The sequence below is a fragment of the Bradyrhizobium sp. USDA 326 genome, assembly GCF_049739485.1.
Classification (GTDB): domain Bacteria; phylum Pseudomonadota; class Alphaproteobacteria; order Rhizobiales; family Xanthobacteraceae; genus Bradyrhizobium.
In genome coordinates this window covers 1999319-2014756 of record NZ_JBMGQA010000001.1, presented here as the reverse complement: position 1 = coordinate 2014756, position 15438 = coordinate 1999319, and the positions used below count along the sequence as shown (strand labels likewise).

The following is a 15438-nucleotide window of genomic DNA, read 5'->3' as shown; positions in this document are numbered from 1 at the left end:
TGTTTGCGAAAATGCGCCCGTAGCTCAGCTGGATAGAGCATCAGACTACGAATCTGAGGGTCGGACGTTCGAATCGTTCCGGGCGCGCCATTCTTCGCCGAAAGGTCAGGACCAAGCAGCATCTGGTCGCCAGACCGGCCGAGACCGGATGGCCACGCCGTGTGAGGAGCTGGATGAGGATATCGCAGGCGTTCAAGTTCGAGGCGGCGCATCGGCTGCCAAACGTGCCCGAGACTCACCGGTGCAGCCGGCTGCATGGCCATTCCTATCGGGTCGAGGTCCAACTGGATGGTCCGGTGGACCCGCACACCGGCTTCGTCGCCGACTTCTTCGATATCGAAAAAAGCTTCGCCGACATCATGGGCGCGCTGGACCACCAATGCCTGAACGAGGTCGAAGGACTCGAGAATCCAACCGCCGAGAACATCGCGGTCTGGATCTGGGACCGGCTGAAGCCGAGCCTTCGGCAGCTATCGGCGATCCGAGTCTATGAGACGGCAGACTGCTGGGCCGAATATCAGGGGCGGTGACGACAGTCGTACGCTGACCCGGCCCAGCCGCCATCGTGCCACAAGCCGCCGGAAGTGGTCGAAGTCGCGCCTGCGGGCGTCACCTGTGTGCCGGCCGGCGGCGTGCTGCGACTACAACGCCAGCCCGCAAGCCTGCCGGATCGCGATCTGAACCGGCGAAGGTGGCAACGCAGGATCGAACTCGCCCTTCGGCAGCAGCGGAGGCTGTGCCATGAAGCGCGGCCGTTTCCCGCGATGCGGTTGCGCGGCATGAACCAGGAACGGATGGCACAGATAGACGCTGCCTGCCGCGCCGGTCGCCAGTTCTACTTCGCAATCCGCCGTCGAGGCATAGTTCGCGGCGGACAGCTGCCGGAGCGTCGCGCCTGCCTCGCCATGGGGCAGCAGCTCCCGCGCGATGGCAGCATGCGAGCCTTTCCGGATCCTCGTGGGTGCATCGTCCGGGCCGACGTCCGAGAACAGGAAGAGCATCAGCAAAGCGCGTCCGCTGCTCTTCACATTGGCACGCCACTCCATGAAATCCGGATCGGCGGCGCCGAAGCTCATGTCCACGTGCCAGCCATCATCACCAGGGGATTCCGCTGAGGGGAAGCGGATCGGAAAGGTCCCGAGGCCCCTGGGCGCAAGCCAGCGCCCTTCGCCGACGAGTTGATCGTAGGCTCTGTGCAGGGGCGGCGCATTCGCGGCTTGGATGAATGGGAACGAAGCCTTGGACCCCACCCGGACAACGGGCTGAGTCCAGTTTTCGGGGTGGTCCGGCGACAGGCCAATATCCGCCCACAGCTCGTCCCTGCATTGCTTTGCAAGCTGGGTGCTGAAGGCATTCTCGATCTTGACGAAACCGTCGCTGATGAAGTTCTGGACCTGATGGGGCGTCAGGCCAACCTGTTCGGTCTTGGGCATTGCACATTCTCCGCTCGGCTACCGCATCAAGCGCAGCCGTTTTGATCTGATCGGCGCAGATGCGCCGGAACGACTTTCAGCCGTTCAGATCAGCGGGAAGAATGTGGACGTGAACATCATGGCGGGAACGTATAGCCCGGCGGAGCACGGAATCAAGATGCGCTGGCCGCCGGTCGAAAATTGCCTCGAGCTCGGGCAGCCTCTCGCCGGGCGATGAGGCTGCCGCAGCTTCACGTGCGCGTCACGGGCAAGGATGGCGCAGACCATCGCGGCCCAGATAGGTCCCTGAGCCGGGATCGTAGGATCGATAGCGCTGCGCGCAATAGGATGCGGCGTTGGCTTGAGCCTGGCTGCTGGCGATTGCGCCGCCGATGATCGCGCCCGCCGCGAGGCCGCCAAGTACGGCTGCGCCGTTACCGTAATGCCCGCGATGGTGCCCGTAATAACCATGCCGATGTCCGTGCCAATGCCGGTACTGGACCTGCTGCACGCCTGCGTCAGGACCGGGGTTCGCGATCGGCAGAGGTGCCGCGAGCACCGGCGAAGCAGCCGTCGAGAGCATCGCTCCAACGGCCGAGAGGACGGCGAAAACTTTGCGCAATGTCATGTCCGGCTCCATGTTGTCGAGGGGTGCTGGAGCAACGGCGGGTTGCTCATTCCGTTCCCCCGGCGCAGGGCGAGCGTCAGAGGGCCGCAGCAAATGAACTCTCTCGAGAGTGCAGGCGGAACAATATGGCGTTGAGCCTTTCACCGCAGGCCCTGTTCATCGATCAGAATGCGGTGGATTTCGATGCGCTCCGGCAGCTCGATCAGGAATTCCGCATCGCGCGCGAGATGATGGACCTTGGTCGGCTCGGCCTTGGTGAAAGCCGTCATGGCCTCGATGTCCGGCCAATAGGAGATGGTGGTGAACCAGGTCTCCTCATCACGGTCCTCGCGCAACTGCTGCACACCCAGCGCGGTTTTCAGCAGCGGCGGAATCCCCTCGGCTTGCAGATAGGCCTGGTAGGCATCAGCGAGGTCGCGGCGGGTACGGCCGCGCCAGATGCGGGCGATGGTCGGTTTGGTCGGCATGGTGGATTCCCTTGCGGCAATGACAAACGATCTTGCGTACGAGATCGGCAATCCTTCTCTTCAGCATGAACGCGATTTTCGTATTCTGGTTGCATGCGCATCTATGTCATGTTCTCCGACGGCCGCACCGGAAACCTGGTGCCGGTCGCCCCGATGTGTCGCAGCGTCTCCGGTGTTCGGCGGGCGGATCGGTGACGCCGCGGCACGATTCGCTGTTCATTGATCTGAAACAATGATGGCGCTCGGGCCAAATGCTAGGGCGAGTCGCAGTTCACGGCGCAAGGCTCCCCAGGCCAGTACAAGACAATCTCCGCGCGTGATGGAATCCGAGGGCTCGATGGGACGATTACTGAATATTGTGACGCCGCTGCATACGGCAACCAGGCGCGACTACATGGCCCGGATGAACGACGACAAGATCGCCTGCTCGCTGAAAGCGCGGGAATACGAGGCCGATTACTGGGATGGCGACCGCCGCTTCGGCTATGGCGGCTACCGCTTCATCGAGGGGCGCTGGGCGCCGGTGGCCAAGGCGCTGATCGAGACCTATGGTCTGAAGGATGGGTCGAGCGTGCTCGACGTCGGCTGCGGCAAGGGCTTTCTGCTCTACGAGATGCAGAAGATCCTGCCCGGCTTGAAGGTCGTCGGCTTCGATATCTCCAGGCACGGTCTCGCACATGCGCACGAGCAGGTGAAACCCTACCTCTTCAACTATCGCGCCCAGGACGTCTATCCCTATGGCGACGACAGTTTCGATCTCGTCATCTCGCTCGGCACCCTGCACAATCTCAGGCTGTATGAGCTTGAGGCGGCGGTCAAGGAGATCGAGCGGGTCGGCAAGAACAAGTACATCATGGTCGAGGGCTACCGGAACGTCGCCGAAATGCACAACCTCGAATGCTGGGCGCTGACGGCGGAGTCCATCCTGCACACGTCGGAATGGATCTGGCTGTACGGCAAGCTCGGCTACACCGGCGATTACGAATTCATCTATTTCGAGTGACCGGGCGCTGCTGATGGAGATCAAGACTGCCAAGGCGGCAATCCTCGTCGAATCCGGCAAGCCGCTGGTTGTCGACGAATTCACCCTGCCGGATACGCTTGAGCACGGCCAAGTGCTTGCGCATGTGCACACTTCGAGCATCTGCGGCGCGCAGATCAACGAGATCGACGCCGTCAAAGGCATCGACAAGTTCCTGCCGCACCTTCTGGGGCACGAGGCGCTCGCAACCATCGTCGAAACCGGACCCGGCGTCGTCTCCTGCAAGCAGGGCGACACGGTCGTCATGCACTGGCGGCCGGGCAAGGGCATCCAGTCCAGCACTCCGGTCTATTCCTGGCGCGGCAAGCGCCTAAATGCGGGGTGGGTCACCACCTTCAACGAATATGCCGTGGTGTCGGAGAACCGCGTCACGCCCGTTCCCGCCTCGATCGATCGCACCAGCGCGCCGCTGCTCGGCTGCGCGGTCACGACCGCGCTCGGCGTCGTCAACAACGATGCGCAGATCGCCATCGGCGAAGCCGTCGTCGTGTTCGGCGTCGGCGGAGTCGGATTGAACATCGTGCAATTTGCCGCGATGGTCGGCGCCTGGCCGGTCATTGCCATCGACCGCCTCGACAACAAGCTGGCGATGGCGATGGATTTCGGCGCCACCCACACCATCAACTCCGAGGCGGTGAAGGATGTGGCCGCCGCGGTTCGGTCCATCACGGGGGCCGACGGACCGGACAAGGTGGTCGAGACCACCGGCGTCAAGAACCTGATCGAGCTCGCCTACGAGATCACGGCCAAGAAAGGTCGCTGCATCCTCGTCGGCGTGCCCCGCGAGAAGGCCGAGATCTATACGCTGCCCTTGCACTTCGAGAAGGTGCTGAAGGGCTCGGAAGGCGGGCAATGCCAGCCCGCGCGCGATATCCCGCGGCTGGTTCGCCTCAGCGATGCCGGCAAGGTGAGCTACCGCGGCATCGTGACCCACGAGTTCGCGCTCGATGACATCAACGACGCGCTGGATTTGATGCGCAGCGGCACATCGGGACGGATCCTTCTGAACATCAGCTGAGTGTCGTCACCTCTCCGTAGGGAGAGGTCCGATCGCATCGCAAAATGCAATCCGGGTGATGGGTTCCGGCTCCACCGGTTGCGCGGTTCTCACGCGATCCAACCGCCTGACACGGGAGGGCGGCACTGTTGGCCGGCATGGCCATATCGCCGGCCGTGGCGCGTTCCCCGCGCCGTAACCGTCGGTTAACCATGGATATTTACGGTGTAGCAAGCCTCTGAGCTATGACTGTCAGTTGATTTCGAGTCCCACCCCATGGCGTTCGGTAGCCGCGCATCTCCGCGAAGCATCGCCCCGACGGAGCAAGCGGCTTCGTGGGAAGCGCCGCGGGCTGCGAAGGTGAAGCCTGACGGCATCGGGCCCGCCCTGATCAAGGGATCGCTGACCGTCTCCGGTACACTCTCCTTTCTGCGCGAGAACGGCCGGCGCATTCTCACGCTGGCCCTGGCGCTGTTCGCCCTCGGCATCGTCGTCCTGATGATTCTTCCGGTCCGCTACGCCGCGACCGCCCTGGTCGTGCTCGATCCCCGCGAGCTGCGCGTGACCTCGGATCAGGAGGTGCTGCCGGGCATCGGCCAGGATGCCGCGGCGCTTCAGAGCCAGATCGAGATTGCAAAATCCGATGGTTTTCTCCGTCCCCTGATCGAGCAGCTCAAGATCGCGGACGACGAGGACATCGCGGGCGGCTATACCGACATGACGCGCCTGCTCGAAAGATTCCGCAAGCGCCTCGAGATCACCCGGCGCGGGCTCACCTACGTCATTGCGATCTCCTTCACCTCGAACCGGCCCGAACGGGCCGCTTACTACGCCAATGCGATCGCCGAGGCATTCGTTGCCAGCCAAGGCCGCGTTCGCACCGAGGCAACCGACGAGGCCGCCGACTGGCTCAAGGACCGGCTGAAGACGCTGAACGAGCGCCTGCGCGCGTCGGAAGATGCCGTCGCCGCCTTTCGGCTCGAACACAACATCGTCAATGCCGGCAAGGAATCCACCACGCAGCAATTGCGGGTGACCGATTTGTCCCAGCAGGTCTCCGCCGCCCGCGCGCGCACCGAGGAGGCCAAGGCGCGCTACGAGCAGGTGCAACGCGACCTCAAGGCCAATGTCGAAGGGCCGGTGAAGCAGGACCTGCTGAGCATGCTGCGCGCGCAGCGCTCGGCCTTGAACGACCAGATCGCGCAGAAGAAGGCGGTGTATGGCGATCGGCATCCCGACCTCGCGATCTCCTACAGCCAGCTCGCCGATATCAACCGGCAGATCGAGATCGAGCGGAAGAAGAACATCGACACGGCGAAATCGGAATATGAGGCCCAGCGCGAGCAGCAGAACGCGCTGGAAAAGCAGCTCAAGGCGGTCGAGACGAAGATACTGGTCGATGGCCAGGCACTGGTGAAGCTGCAGGAGCTGCAGCGCGACGCCGATGCCAACAGGAACATCTACGAGCAGTTCCTGTCGCGGTTCAAGACCACCAACGAGCAGCGTCAGTTGCAGGCGTCCCAGACCAAGGTCGCCTCGATCGCCATTCCGCCGCTGCGCTCGACGCGTCCGCCGCTCGCCTTGCTGCTCGCGGCGCTGGCGATCGGCTCGCTGTTGACGTCGACCGGCGCCGTTGCGGTGACGACGAGCGCGTCCGCCGACAAGCCGATGTCCGTTCAGGCGCCTGCATCCGTGGACGCGAAGGAGACGCCCGGCCGGCCAGCCCAGCCGCCGCCCGCCGCCGGGCCCGAGCCGATGCCCAGCCTTGCCGTCTGGGCCCGCATCCCCGAGCTGGCGTTCGGAGCCGGGACCAGCACCGTCTGGCAAAAACCGGTTGCCAATTCGGCCGAGCTCGATCTCGCCGCCCATCTGCGGCCGCTGCTCGAACGCATCGATCGTGTGCCGGTGCGCGGCTGCAAGGTCGCGCTGGTGTTGTCGGTCGGCAAGAGCGCAGGCGGCAACACGGTTGCGCGCTCACTCAATCGCGCCGCTGTGAATCGGGGCATGATGAGCGTGCTGATCCGGCTCCAGCCGGAATTCGCAAGTCACCAGCCGCCGGTGACCGAATGGCACGACGGTTCGACCACGGCGGGCCTTCAGTCGATCGAGGAGCTCCTGAGTGCCGGCCGAAAACCCGATGCGAGGCCGGAGGACGATATTCGTTCGGAGTTCGACCTGATCGTCGTCCACGCCGGCAATCTCGCCTTGCAGCCCGACGCCATCGCCCTGGCCGCGCATGCGGATATGATCGTCCTGGTGGCGCGCGCCGGCGAGCTCGGTTCGGCCGCGATGCGCCGGGTGACTGCGGCGCTGTCGAGGTACGAGGCCGTGCCGACGGGGCTCATCGTCAATCATGCGCCTGCGGGCTCGCAGGCGCCGCACCCCGAGGGCGGCGCATTGGGTCTTGCGGTCTGACGATGACGGCGTTGCGCCGTGGCCTACTGGCCGCGGCGATGCTGCTGTCGATCTCTTCGCCGACAATTGCGTGTCCTTGCTCGATCATCGCATTGTCATGCTCCGGTCATCTCAGCTGCATGGTCCGTTGCTCTTTTCCCGGCGCTCAGGAGCCTCTTCCGTTCCGACGACATCGGAACGGAGCTCCGGATGATTGCTTGACGCGTTTTCCTGACGCGGAGCCGGACGCCACTTCGCTCGAAGACGCTCTGGGGAGAGCTGACATGCAACTGATCAAGACGATTTCGGCTGACCGCCGTTCGATGCTCAAAGGCCTCGCGGCGGCAGCCGTGGCGCCGCTTGCGGTCCCGGCGATGGCGGCCGAGAGCGTTCCGGCGCAGCCGACCGGTTCGGTGGCCGCGATCGCCACGGACAAGCCCTATTGGGCGGCCGTGAAGGGGCTCTATGCCGTCACGCCCGACGTCGTCAATTTCGAGAACGGCTATTGGGGCATCATGGCCGAGCCCGTGAGGCGCGAGTTCATCCGCCAGTCCGACATGGTCAACTATCAGAACACCTGTTACGCGCGGCTGCGCGCGGGGACCGATTTCGAGGCCGTACGCGCCAGGGTGGCGGAAGCGGTCGGCGCGCTGCCTGAGGAGATCGCGCTGACCCGCGGCGCGACCGAGGCGCTTCAGCTTCTCATCGGCGGCTACAACAGGCTGAAGCCCGGCGATGGCGTGCTCTATGCCGACCTGGACTATGATTCGATGCAGTATGCGATGAACGCGCTGAAGGCGCGCCGCGGCGTCGACGTGGTCAAGTTCGACGTGCCGGAGCCGGCCACCCGCCAGGCGGTGCTCGACGCCTATGTCCGAGCCATCGAGGCGAACCCGAAGACGAGACTTCTCCTCCTGACCCATGTCAGCCACCGCACCGGCTTCGTCATGCCGGTCGCCGAGATCGCCCGAATGGCGAAGGCCAAGGGCATCGACACCATCGTCGACGCCGCCCATTCCTGGGGACAGATCGACTTCCGGGTGGGCGAGCTCGAGGCCGATTTCGTCGGATTCAATCTGCACAAATGGATCGGCGCGCCGCTCGGCGTCGGCTTCCTCTACATCAGGAAGGACCGCCTCGCAGCCATCGATCGCGACATGGGCGACGAGGATTTTCCGGAAAGCGACATCCGCTCGCGGGTGCATACCGGCACGGTCAATTTCGCCACGGTGCTGACGGTGCCCACGGCCGTGGCGCTGCATCAGCAGATCGGCGCGGCGGCAAAGCAGGCCCGCCTGCGTCATTTGCGCGACTACTGGGTCAGCCGCGTCCGCGGATTCAAGGACATCGAGATTCTGACGCCCGATGAAGCCGGCTCATATGGCGCGATCACGTCCTTCCGTCTTGCCGGCAAGACCAGCAAGCCCGACAACGACGCGACGGTGGTGAAGCTCAGGGACGGCTACAAGATCCTGACGGTGCGCCGGGCCGGCGTCGCCAAAGGCCAGTGCATCCGCGTGACTCCGTCGCTCTTTACCGATGAGGCCGATCTCGACTGCCTCGTCGAGGCGCTGGCCATCATCACCGGCACGAAGACGGGGTGAAGGCTGGCGCGGATAGCAAACCAAATTTGAGAGCAGTCTCGTGCGGCCATTCGAGACGCCCGCTTGGGCGGGCTCCTCGGGAAACCGCAAAGCGCGCCTCAGATCAAGCCTTGCCACATGAGCTGTTGCTCTGATGCAAGCTGGCCACGTCGGCACGGCCCTGGCTTTCCGTGACCTGGATCAACGTGATTGCGCCGGGCGTGACGATTCCCATCTGCGGTTGGGCGGAGAGGTAGGTGGTGCTGCCGGCACGCAGATCGAGGCTCACCTTCTCGCTTCCTTGCCCGAACAGGTTGCTGCTCAGCGGAAGATTGTTGACTGCAACCTCGTGGCGGCCCGGAGGCAGCTCGCAGGCGACGAACCCCGCAGCCTGGCTGCCGCCAATGACGCGTCCATCGACCGCATAGCTTGGCTGGACTGCGAAACCCAGGGCGGATGAGCGATAGACCACCAGCCGTGCGGTATTTGCATTGACGTTATCTGTCAGAGCCGCGCTGCCCATCGGCCCTGATGCACACCCCGCAAGCAAGAAAGCCGCAACGAAGATCCCCGGACGCAAGCCCATCCCAACCCCCTGATTCAGTCCAACAGTCCCCAAGGGATCATTGGCGGGGGTGGTGCACGAAGTCAATCGCGACTTCTGGTCGTGCCGCACCAGCTCATGTCACCGCCAGCCGAGCGCCGGCGCGACGTGCTTCAAGATCGCCTCGATCGCATGTGCGCAGTAATCGACCCCGAGCTGGTTCGGAATCGTCAGCAGCAGCGTATCCGCCTCCGCGATCGCCTCGTCCTGCCGCAGCTGCTCGATCAGCACATCCGGCTCCGCCGCATAACTCCGGCCGAAGATCGCGCGGGTGTGCGGGTCGATGAAGCCGATCTGGTCTTCGCCGCCGCGCTCTCCGCCGAAATAGGCGCGGTCGCGATCGTTCATCAGTGCGAAGATACTGCGGCTGACGGACACGCGCGGCTCGCGGGCGTGGCGGGCCTCCTTCCATGCCGCGCGAAAGCTTCGGATCTGAGCGGCCTGCTGCACATGGAAGGCTTCGCCGGTCTCGTCGTTCTTCAGCGTCGAGCTCTGCAGGTTCATGCCGAGCTTCGCCGCCCACACGGCGGTGGCGTTCGAGCCGGCGCCCCACCAGATGCGTTCGCGCAGGCCTTGCGCATGCGGCTCCAGGCGCAGCAGCCCCGGCGGATTGGGAAACATCGGCTGCGGATTGGGCTCGGCAAAACCTTCGCCGCGGAGCAGGTCGAGAAAGACCTCCGCATGGCGCCGGCCCATGTCGGCATCGCTCTGGCCCTCGGCCGGCTGATAGCCGAAATAGCGCCAGCCGTCGATCACCTGCTCCGGCGAGCCGCGGCTTATGCCGAGCTGCAGCCGGCCGCCGGCGATGAGATCGGCGCTGCCTGCGTCCTCCACCATGTAGAGCGGGTTCTCATAGCGCATGTCGATCACGGCCGTGCCGATCTCGATCCCGCTGGTCCTGGCGCCGACGGCCGCAAGCAGCGGGAAGGGCGAGGCGAGCTGCCGCGCGAAGTGGTGGACGCGGAAATAGGCGCCGTCGGCCCCCAGCTGCTCGGCCGCGACCGCAAGCTCGATCGACTGCAGCAAGGTGTCGGCCGCAGAGCGGGTCTGCGATTGCGGCGAGGGTGTCCAGTGCCCGAAGGAGAGGAATCCGATCTTTTTCATGAAGGTAACATATGAATGATCGAATGGGTTTGCGAGACGTCGACGGGCGGAAAGGTGGCAGCGAGGCGTGCGTAGCGCACCGTTCGGGCCTGCTGGTGTTTCCGTCGTACGGCGGACCACGACCTCGGATCGTTCGATGTCGCTCTGCCCTGCGGAGAAACGTCCTCAGATGTCGCAGCCGGTCAAGTTCAACGCCTTGCGCAAGCCGCCAAACGCTTTGAGGCGACAGAACGCGGAATCGTTTACCGGCCCCGAGCGCTGGGCGTCGGCAGTTCGCTTGACTGCAATTGGCTTCGGCTTCGGCTTGGGCTTGGGACGTTCCGCGGTCACGATCTTCTTCGGAGTGTGGCGATGACGGACGACCCGCTCCGGGTGGGGCGAGCCGACATGGGGCACTTCCGGCGGAGCAGCGCGGCTTTCGACCGGAGCAGTCTGTGCCGGCATCGCGCTGCTCACCGCGGCAAGGTCGAGGCGATCAGCCTTCGCCAAGGCATAGTGTGCAGCAGAAATGCCCGCGTCTTGCTCGGCAGGCGGCTGCACGATCGCGGCTGCGCGACGCGGTGGCGCTGTCAGCTCCATTGCCGACAGCACCCCTGCACTCAACAGGATGAGGAGGCCCAACAACGCCATTCTCAGCATAATGCGCCTCTGACAGAGGTTCGTGCCGCTGAAAATTCTCCGCGCCAATGAGGCAGCTTGTCGACGGCTGCCGACCCCAAGACGAATCATTTGCCGACAGGGTTAACGTGGGTGATGCTCCCGCACATAGGCAGGAGCGGCGTCAACTGCTCGCACCGGCTTAGGGTTATGCGCCGAGACACTTGAAAAATGATCGGCGCGCGCGACCAGAAGGTCCAGGAAGCTGCGCGCGCGCAGCGACATCCACTGCGTCTCCGGATAGACCGCATGCAGGGGCAGCGCGGCGATGGTGTAGTCCGGCAGCACATGTTCGAGCTCACCGCTGCGAAGGCCCTCTGCCGCATTCCAGTCGGGCAGGATGGCGATGCCGAGATGCTGCATCGTCGCCTCCTGCATCGCATCGGCATCGTCGACGTGAATGGGTCCGTTGATGGACACGACGTGACGGCCATGCTCGGATTCGAAGGCCCATTGATGTGCCGGCGACATCCTGGAATAGACGATGCACTGGTGCGAGCCGAGATCGTCGGGCGTCCGCGGCATCGGGCGGCCGTGCAGATAGGTCGGCGTCGCAACCAGATAGCGCTGCACGGTGCCGAGCCGGCGGGCGACCAGCGTGCTCGGCTCCAGGTTTCCGATGCGCAGGGCGAGCTCAATGCCTTCTTCGACGAGATTGACGAACCGCTCGCTGAAGCGGATGTCGACCCGAACGTCAGGATAATGACGCACATACTCGGCGATGACGGGCATCATGTAGCGCCGTCCGAACGACGAGGGCACGCCGATCCGCAGCGTGCCTGTCGGGCGGGGCGCCGCCTGCTCGACGCTCGACCGCGCCATCTCGAAATTGTCGAGGATCTGGCGCGCGAGATCGTAGATGCGGTGCGCCTCGGCCGTCGGTTTCAGCGTGCGCGTCGTGCGAGAGAACAGCTGCGTGCCGAACTCGCTCTCCAGCATCGCGATGCGCTTGCTGATCGCGGGCTGGCCGATGCCGAGCTCCTTGGCCGCCGCCGAGAAGCTGCCGCCTTCGAGGGTGCGAACGAAAGCGCGAAGGCAATCGATCCGGTCCATAATTCATTCCGATCTGGAATAAATCATATCCCATATATTCCGTAGTGCGCAACAGCTCGGGCCGCTAGGCTTCAACAAGCAACCAGGGAGGGAGTCACGTGGCACGCCATGTCGGAATTGTCGGCGCCGGAATCGCCGGCCTGCATCTCGCGCTCTACCTGCAAAAGCACGGCGTGGACGCCACTGTCATCACCGACCGGACGCCGGAAGACTATCGCGAGAGCCGGCTCGTCAACACCGTCGCGCATCACCATGTGACGATCGCGCGCGAGGACTATCTCGGCGTCAATCACTGGACCGATCCCAAGGACCATTATTACTACCACGACCACGTCTTCAATTTTCCGAAGCCGCTGCGCTTTCGCGGCGATTTCTCGAAAGCGAGCCGCGCCGTCGATTACCGGATCTATCTTCCTGCCCTGATGCAGGAATTCACGAAGCGCGGCGGCAGCATCGAGTACCGCCGCATCGAGGAGCGCGACATCCGTCCGCTGGTCGCGCGCTTCGACCTGCTGGTGGTCTCGACCGGCAAGGGGCCGCTGGGCCAGCTCTTCACCTACCGTCCGGAGCACACGCCCTATTCGCAGCCGCAGCGGCGATTGTGCGTCGGGCTCTACACCGGCGTGCGGCAGCCCGACCCCATGAACGTCACGCTCTCGGTGTCGCCCGGCCATGGCGAGATGATCGTGATCCCCACCGTCACCTTCGGCGGCATCGCCAATGCGCTGCTGATGGAGAACGTCCCCGGTGGCGACATGGAGGAACTGGCCACGCTCAGCTATGACGACAACCCGAGGCACTTCCTGAAGGTGCTGTTGGGCAAGCTGGAGAAGCATCACCCGACGACCTACGATCGCATCGATACCGCCCGCTTCGATCTCGCGCAGCCGCAGGATCTGTTGCAGGGCGGCGTGGTCCCCACGGTGCGCAACACGGTGGTCGAATTCGACGACGGCAAATGCGCGATCGCGGTCGGCGACGTGCATGCCATCGTCGATCCCATGATGGGCCAGGGTGCCAATGTCGCCTCCTATGCAGCCTTCGTCCTCGGCGAGGAGATCGTCAACGCCGACGCGCTCGATGCGCGCCTGTGCGAGAAGATCGATCTGAAGCGGCAGGACCGCGTGCTGGCGGCCTCGCGCTGGACCAATGTGATGCTGCAGCCGCCGAGCGAAGCGCTGGGCATGCTGATCGGCGCGATGAGCCAGAATCCGGCGCTGGCGAACGAGTTCACCGAGAATTTCAACTATCCGGACCGGCAGTGGGACCGCATTTCCACGCCGCAGCGCATCCACGCCTGGATCGAGCGCATGTCCGTGCCGGCCGAGCCGGTCAGGGCGATTGCGTGAGGATCGATGCGAGCGGAGACTGAGATGCCGCGCGCCAACCCGGCGTCGTTTCGCGAAGCCGCGTCGCGCTTTGCAACCGGGGTCGCGGTGCTGACCGCATTGGACGAGCACGGCCGCGTCTGCGGCATGACCGCGAACAGCTTCGTGACCGTCAGCCTGTCGCCGCCGACCGTGCTGGTCTCCGTCATGCCCGGCCGTATGCTTCGGGCGATCTCGGCGACGGAACGTTACTGCGTCAATATCCTGCCGGATCATGGCCGGGATCTGTCGCGGCATTTTGCGAGCCAGCCGAACACCGGCGCGGCGCCGCATTGCGAGATCGTCGACGGCCTGCCGCGCCTATCCGGCTGCATAGCCTGGTTCGCCTGCGAGGTGACGCGGACCGTCGATGTCAGCGACCACACGTTGATCATCGCCGAAGTCTCGAGCTGCGACTATCGCGACACCACGCCGTTGGTGTTCTTCTCCAGTCGGTATCATCTCGGCCCCGGCGTACCGGTTGATCGGTGACGGAGCCGCGACGCCTCAGGCGTCTTCTCCTCACCATCTGAGGCGTTCTCCGTCCTGCGAGCGGCATCGCCGGGGGCTTGATCTAGATCAAGCAACGCGCGCTTTGTGGTCCCTAGCGTGAAGGTTGTGCGCAGAGGAGGGAAGGCCATGCGGATATCCCGTCGACAGGCGACCATTGGCGGTCTCAGTCTCTTTGCAGGGGCATCATTCGGCACATTGGCCCGCGCAGAGTTCGGCGACATCTTGCGCGATTTCGGTGACGGAGTGGAAGATTTTGCCGTCGCCCAGGATGCCTACATCTACGGCTATCCGTTGGTGACCATGGAATATACGCGAAGAATCATTACGAATGTCACGACTCCGGTGGGCAATCACGCGCCGATGGGCCAATTCATCAAGTTACGCCGATATCCCGACGCTTCGTTCCGCGACGTGACTGCGCCCAATGCGGACACGCTCTACACGACGGCATTCATCGACGTCGAGAAGGAGCCGTGGGTCCTCAGCATCCCCGACATGAAGGACCGCTATTTCCTGTTTCCCATGCTGGACGGCTGGACCGACGTATTTCAGGCGCCCGGAAAGCGAACCACGGGGACCGGTGCGCAAACCTACGCGATCACCGGGCCGGGCTGGAAGGGTGCGCTCCCCTCGGGCGTCAAGGAGTACAAGTCGCCGACCAGCCTCGTGTGGATACTCGGACGAATCTACTGCACGGGAACGCCGGAAGACTATGCTGCGGTCCACGCTGTGCAGGATCAGTGCAAGCTGGTCCCATTAAGCAGCTACGGCAAGCCCTATACGCCGCCGGCCGGCGAGGTCGATCGATCCATCGACATGAAGACCGCCGTGCGCGATCAAGTGAATGGCCTGGATACCATCGCCTACTTCACACTCCTGGCGCGGCTCATGAAGGCGAACCCGCCGGCCGCGGCGGATGCCCCTGCGCTCGCCAGGTTTGCACGGATTGGCCTCGTCGCCGGACAGGAGTTCGATCCGAGCAGATTGCGCAATGCGGACTTTGCCAAACGTGTTCCGCAAATCGCCTTCGATCGCATCATGCTTCAGTTCAAGGTCAACAAGGAGATAAAGGATATCAACGGGTGGGGTTACACGACCAAAACCGGGATCTACGGGACCGACTATTTCATGCGGGCCTTCGTGACGGCCGTCGGTCTCGGCGCGAACCGGCCGCAGGATGCCGTCTATCCCAGCTCGCAGAAAGATGGCGAAGGCAAAGCCTATGACGGCGCCGCCAAATACGTCCTGCGTTTTGCAAATGGGCAATTGCCGCCTGCGCGCGGCTTCTGGTCGCTCACGATGTATGACAGCAGCTACTTCTTCGTGGCCAACCCGATCAACCGCTATTCGATCAGCGCCCGGCAGAATCTGAAATCGAACCCGGACGGCTCCATCGACATCTATATCCAGAAGGACTCGCCGGGCGCAGACAAGGAATCCAACTGGCTCCCGGCTCCATCCGGCAAATTCCAGCTGATGATGCGCTTGTACTGGCCGAATGAGAAGAGCCCCTCGATCGTCAACGGCACGTGGAAGCCGCCACCGGTGAAGAAACTGGCTGCGGTCGTCCAGCGCTAGATGGTGGCACCGTGAGTTCGCGATTGGCCTCCCCGGGGC

General features: G+C 64.0%; 16 protein-coding genes and 1 tRNA gene. 10 read left to right on the top strand and 7 right to left on the bottom strand.

Features of this window, described 5'->3' with window-relative positions; all coding sequences use genetic code 11:
- Positions 1–13 precede the first annotated feature (13 nt).
- Positions 14–90 (top strand) — tRNA-Arg (locus ABIG06_RS09655).
- 83 nt (positions 91–173) lie between these two features.
- The gene (gene queD / locus ABIG06_RS09650) at positions 174–530 is read left to right on the top strand and encodes a 6-carboxytetrahydropterin synthase QueD (RefSeq protein ID WP_124161636.1); all 357 of its coding nucleotides are present in this window, start codon (positions 174–176) and stop codon (positions 528–530) included.
- A 111-nt stretch (positions 531–641) separates the two neighbouring features.
- Here the strand turns inward: queD and ABIG06_RS09645 are convergent, their stop codons facing one another.
- Entirely contained in the window at positions 642–1433 is a 792-nt protein-coding gene (locus ABIG06_RS09645; protein WP_370135934.1) for a phytanoyl-CoA dioxygenase family protein, read from the bottom strand.
- On the opposite strand from ABIG06_RS09645, the gene ABIG06_RS09640 reads away from it, so the two are divergent.
- On the top strand, positions 1426–1650 hold the full coding sequence (locus ABIG06_RS09640) for a hypothetical protein (RefSeq protein ID WP_370135932.1): 225 nt from the start codon (positions 1426–1428) through the stop codon (positions 1648–1650). The genes ABIG06_RS09645 and ABIG06_RS09640 overlap by 8 nt on opposite strands.
- Before the next feature lie 24 nt (positions 1651–1674).
- Here the strand turns inward: ABIG06_RS09640 and ABIG06_RS09635 are convergent, their stop codons facing one another.
- Together ABIG06_RS09635 and ABIG06_RS09630 are read right to left on the bottom strand one after the other, a co-directional pair.
- Positions 1675–2040, bottom strand: a complete 366-nt coding sequence (locus tag ABIG06_RS09635; RefSeq protein ID WP_124161633.1) for a BA14K family protein — start codon at positions 2038–2040, stop codon at positions 1675–1677.
- Positions 2041–2180: 140 nt separating this feature from the next.
- On the bottom strand, positions 2181–2507 hold the full coding sequence (locus ABIG06_RS09630) for a hypothetical protein (RefSeq protein ID WP_124161632.1): 327 nt from the start codon (positions 2505–2507) through the stop codon (positions 2181–2183).
- Between the two features lie 337 nt (positions 2508–2844).
- Here ABIG06_RS09630 and ABIG06_RS09625 point away from each other — a divergent pair, with 337 nt between their 5' ends.
- The 4 genes from ABIG06_RS09625 to ABIG06_RS09610 all read left to right on the top strand — a co-directional run bounded on the left by ABIG06_RS09625 (position 2845) and on the right by ABIG06_RS09610 (position 8544).
- The gene (locus ABIG06_RS09625) at positions 2845–3510 is read left to right on the top strand and encodes a class I SAM-dependent methyltransferase (RefSeq protein ID WP_370135929.1); all 666 of its coding nucleotides are present in this window, start codon (positions 2845–2847) and stop codon (positions 3508–3510) included.
- Positions 3511–3523: 13 nt separating this feature from the next.
- Complete coding sequence (locus tag ABIG06_RS09620) at positions 3524–4567, top strand: zinc-binding dehydrogenase (RefSeq protein WP_370135926.1); 1044 nt, start codon at positions 3524–3526, stop codon at positions 4565–4567.
- 255 nt (positions 4568–4822) lie between these two features.
- Complete coding sequence (locus ABIG06_RS09615; RefSeq protein ID WP_424578268.1) at positions 4823–6961, top strand: GumC family protein; 2139 nt, start codon at positions 4823–4825, stop codon at positions 6959–6961.
- 263 nt (positions 6962–7224) lie between these two features.
- A complete protein-coding gene (locus ABIG06_RS09610; RefSeq protein ID WP_424578267.1) occupies positions 7225–8544 on the top strand; it encodes an aminotransferase class V-fold PLP-dependent enzyme in 1320 nt (439 codons plus the stop codon).
- A 103-nt stretch (positions 8545–8647) separates the two neighbouring features.
- Here ABIG06_RS09610 and ABIG06_RS09605 read toward each other — a convergent pair whose 3' ends face one another.
- From ABIG06_RS09605 to ABIG06_RS09590, 4 genes are all read right to left on the bottom strand, one after another.
- Entirely contained in the window at positions 8648–9109 is a 462-nt protein-coding gene (locus ABIG06_RS09605) for a DUF2846 domain-containing protein (protein WP_370135921.1), read from the bottom strand.
- 99 nt (positions 9110–9208) lie between these two features.
- Positions 9209–10231 carry an LLM class flavin-dependent oxidoreductase gene (locus tag ABIG06_RS09600; protein ID WP_370135919.1) on the bottom strand — a complete coding sequence of 341 codons (1023 nt, stop codon included), beginning with the start codon at positions 10229–10231 and terminating at the stop codon, positions 9209–9211.
- A 165-nt stretch (positions 10232–10396) separates the two neighbouring features.
- A complete protein-coding gene (locus ABIG06_RS09595) occupies positions 10397–10870 on the bottom strand; it encodes a hypothetical protein (protein ID WP_370135916.1) in 474 nt (157 codons plus the stop codon).
- 102 nt (positions 10871–10972) lie between these two features.
- The gene (locus tag ABIG06_RS09590; protein WP_370135914.1) at positions 10973–11941 is read right to left on the bottom strand and encodes a LysR family transcriptional regulator; all 969 of its coding nucleotides are present in this window, start codon (positions 11939–11941) and stop codon (positions 10973–10975) included.
- A 98-nt stretch (positions 11942–12039) separates the two neighbouring features.
- Between ABIG06_RS09590 and styA the strand changes: the two genes are divergently transcribed.
- From styA to ABIG06_RS09575, 3 genes are all read left to right on the top strand, one after another.
- The gene (styA, locus tag ABIG06_RS09585) at positions 12040–13290 is read left to right on the top strand and encodes a styrene monooxygenase subunit StyA (protein WP_370135911.1); all 1251 of its coding nucleotides are present in this window, start codon (positions 12040–12042) and stop codon (positions 13288–13290) included.
- Between the two features lie 24 nt (positions 13291–13314).
- Entirely contained in the window at positions 13315–13800 is a 486-nt protein-coding gene (gene styB, locus ABIG06_RS09580) for a styrene monooxygenase NADH-dependent flavin reductase subunit StyB (protein ID WP_370135910.1), read from the top strand.
- Positions 13801–13947: 147 nt separating this feature from the next.
- Positions 13948–15399 carry a DUF1254 domain-containing protein gene (locus ABIG06_RS09575; RefSeq protein ID WP_370135908.1) on the top strand — a complete coding sequence of 484 codons (1452 nt, stop codon included), beginning with the start codon at positions 13948–13950 and terminating at the stop codon, positions 15397–15399.
- Positions 15400–15438: the final 39 nt, after the last annotated feature.

Coding starts and splice junctions, on each gene's coding strand:
- queD (WP_124161636.1), top strand. CDS start 174: ATGAGGATATCGCAGGCGTTCAAGTTCGAGGCGGCGCATCGGCTGCCA.
- ABIG06_RS09645 (WP_370135934.1), bottom strand. CDS start 1,433: ATGCCCAAGACCGAACAGGTTGGCCTGACGCCCCATCAGGTCCAGAAC.
- ABIG06_RS09635 (WP_124161633.1), bottom strand. CDS start 2,040: ATGACATTGCGCAAAGTTTTCGCCGTCCTCTCGGCCGTTGGAGCGATG.
- ABIG06_RS09630 (WP_124161632.1), bottom strand. CDS start 2,507: ATGCCGACCAAACCGACCATCGCCCGCATCTGGCGCGGCCGTACCCGC.
- ABIG06_RS09625 (WP_370135929.1), top strand. CDS start 2,845: ATGGGACGATTACTGAATATTGTGACGCCGCTGCATACGGCAACCAGG.
- ABIG06_RS09620 (WP_370135926.1), top strand. CDS start 3,524: ATGGAGATCAAGACTGCCAAGGCGGCAATCCTCGTCGAATCCGGCAAG.
- ABIG06_RS09615 (WP_424578268.1), top strand. CDS start 4,823: ATGGCGTTCGGTAGCCGCGCATCTCCGCGAAGCATCGCCCCGACGGAG.
- ABIG06_RS09610 (WP_424578267.1), top strand. CDS start 7,225: ATGCAACTGATCAAGACGATTTCGGCTGACCGCCGTTCGATGCTCAAA.
- ABIG06_RS09605 (WP_370135921.1), bottom strand. CDS start 9,109: ATGGGCTTGCGTCCGGGGATCTTCGTTGCGGCTTTCTTGCTTGCGGGG.
- ABIG06_RS09600 (WP_370135919.1), bottom strand. CDS start 10,231: ATGAAAAAGATCGGATTCCTCTCCTTCGGGCACTGGACACCCTCGCCG.
- ABIG06_RS09595 (WP_370135916.1), bottom strand. CDS start 10,870: ATGCTGAGAATGGCGTTGTTGGGCCTCCTCATCCTGTTGAGTGCAGGG.
- ABIG06_RS09590 (WP_370135914.1), bottom strand. CDS start 11,941: ATGGACCGGATCGATTGCCTTCGCGCTTTCGTTCGCACCCTCGAAGGC.
- styB (WP_370135910.1), top strand. CDS start 13,315: ATGCCGCGCGCCAACCCGGCGTCGTTTCGCGAAGCCGCGTCGCGCTTT.
- ABIG06_RS09575 (WP_370135908.1), top strand. CDS start 13,948: ATGCGGATATCCCGTCGACAGGCGACCATTGGCGGTCTCAGTCTCTTT.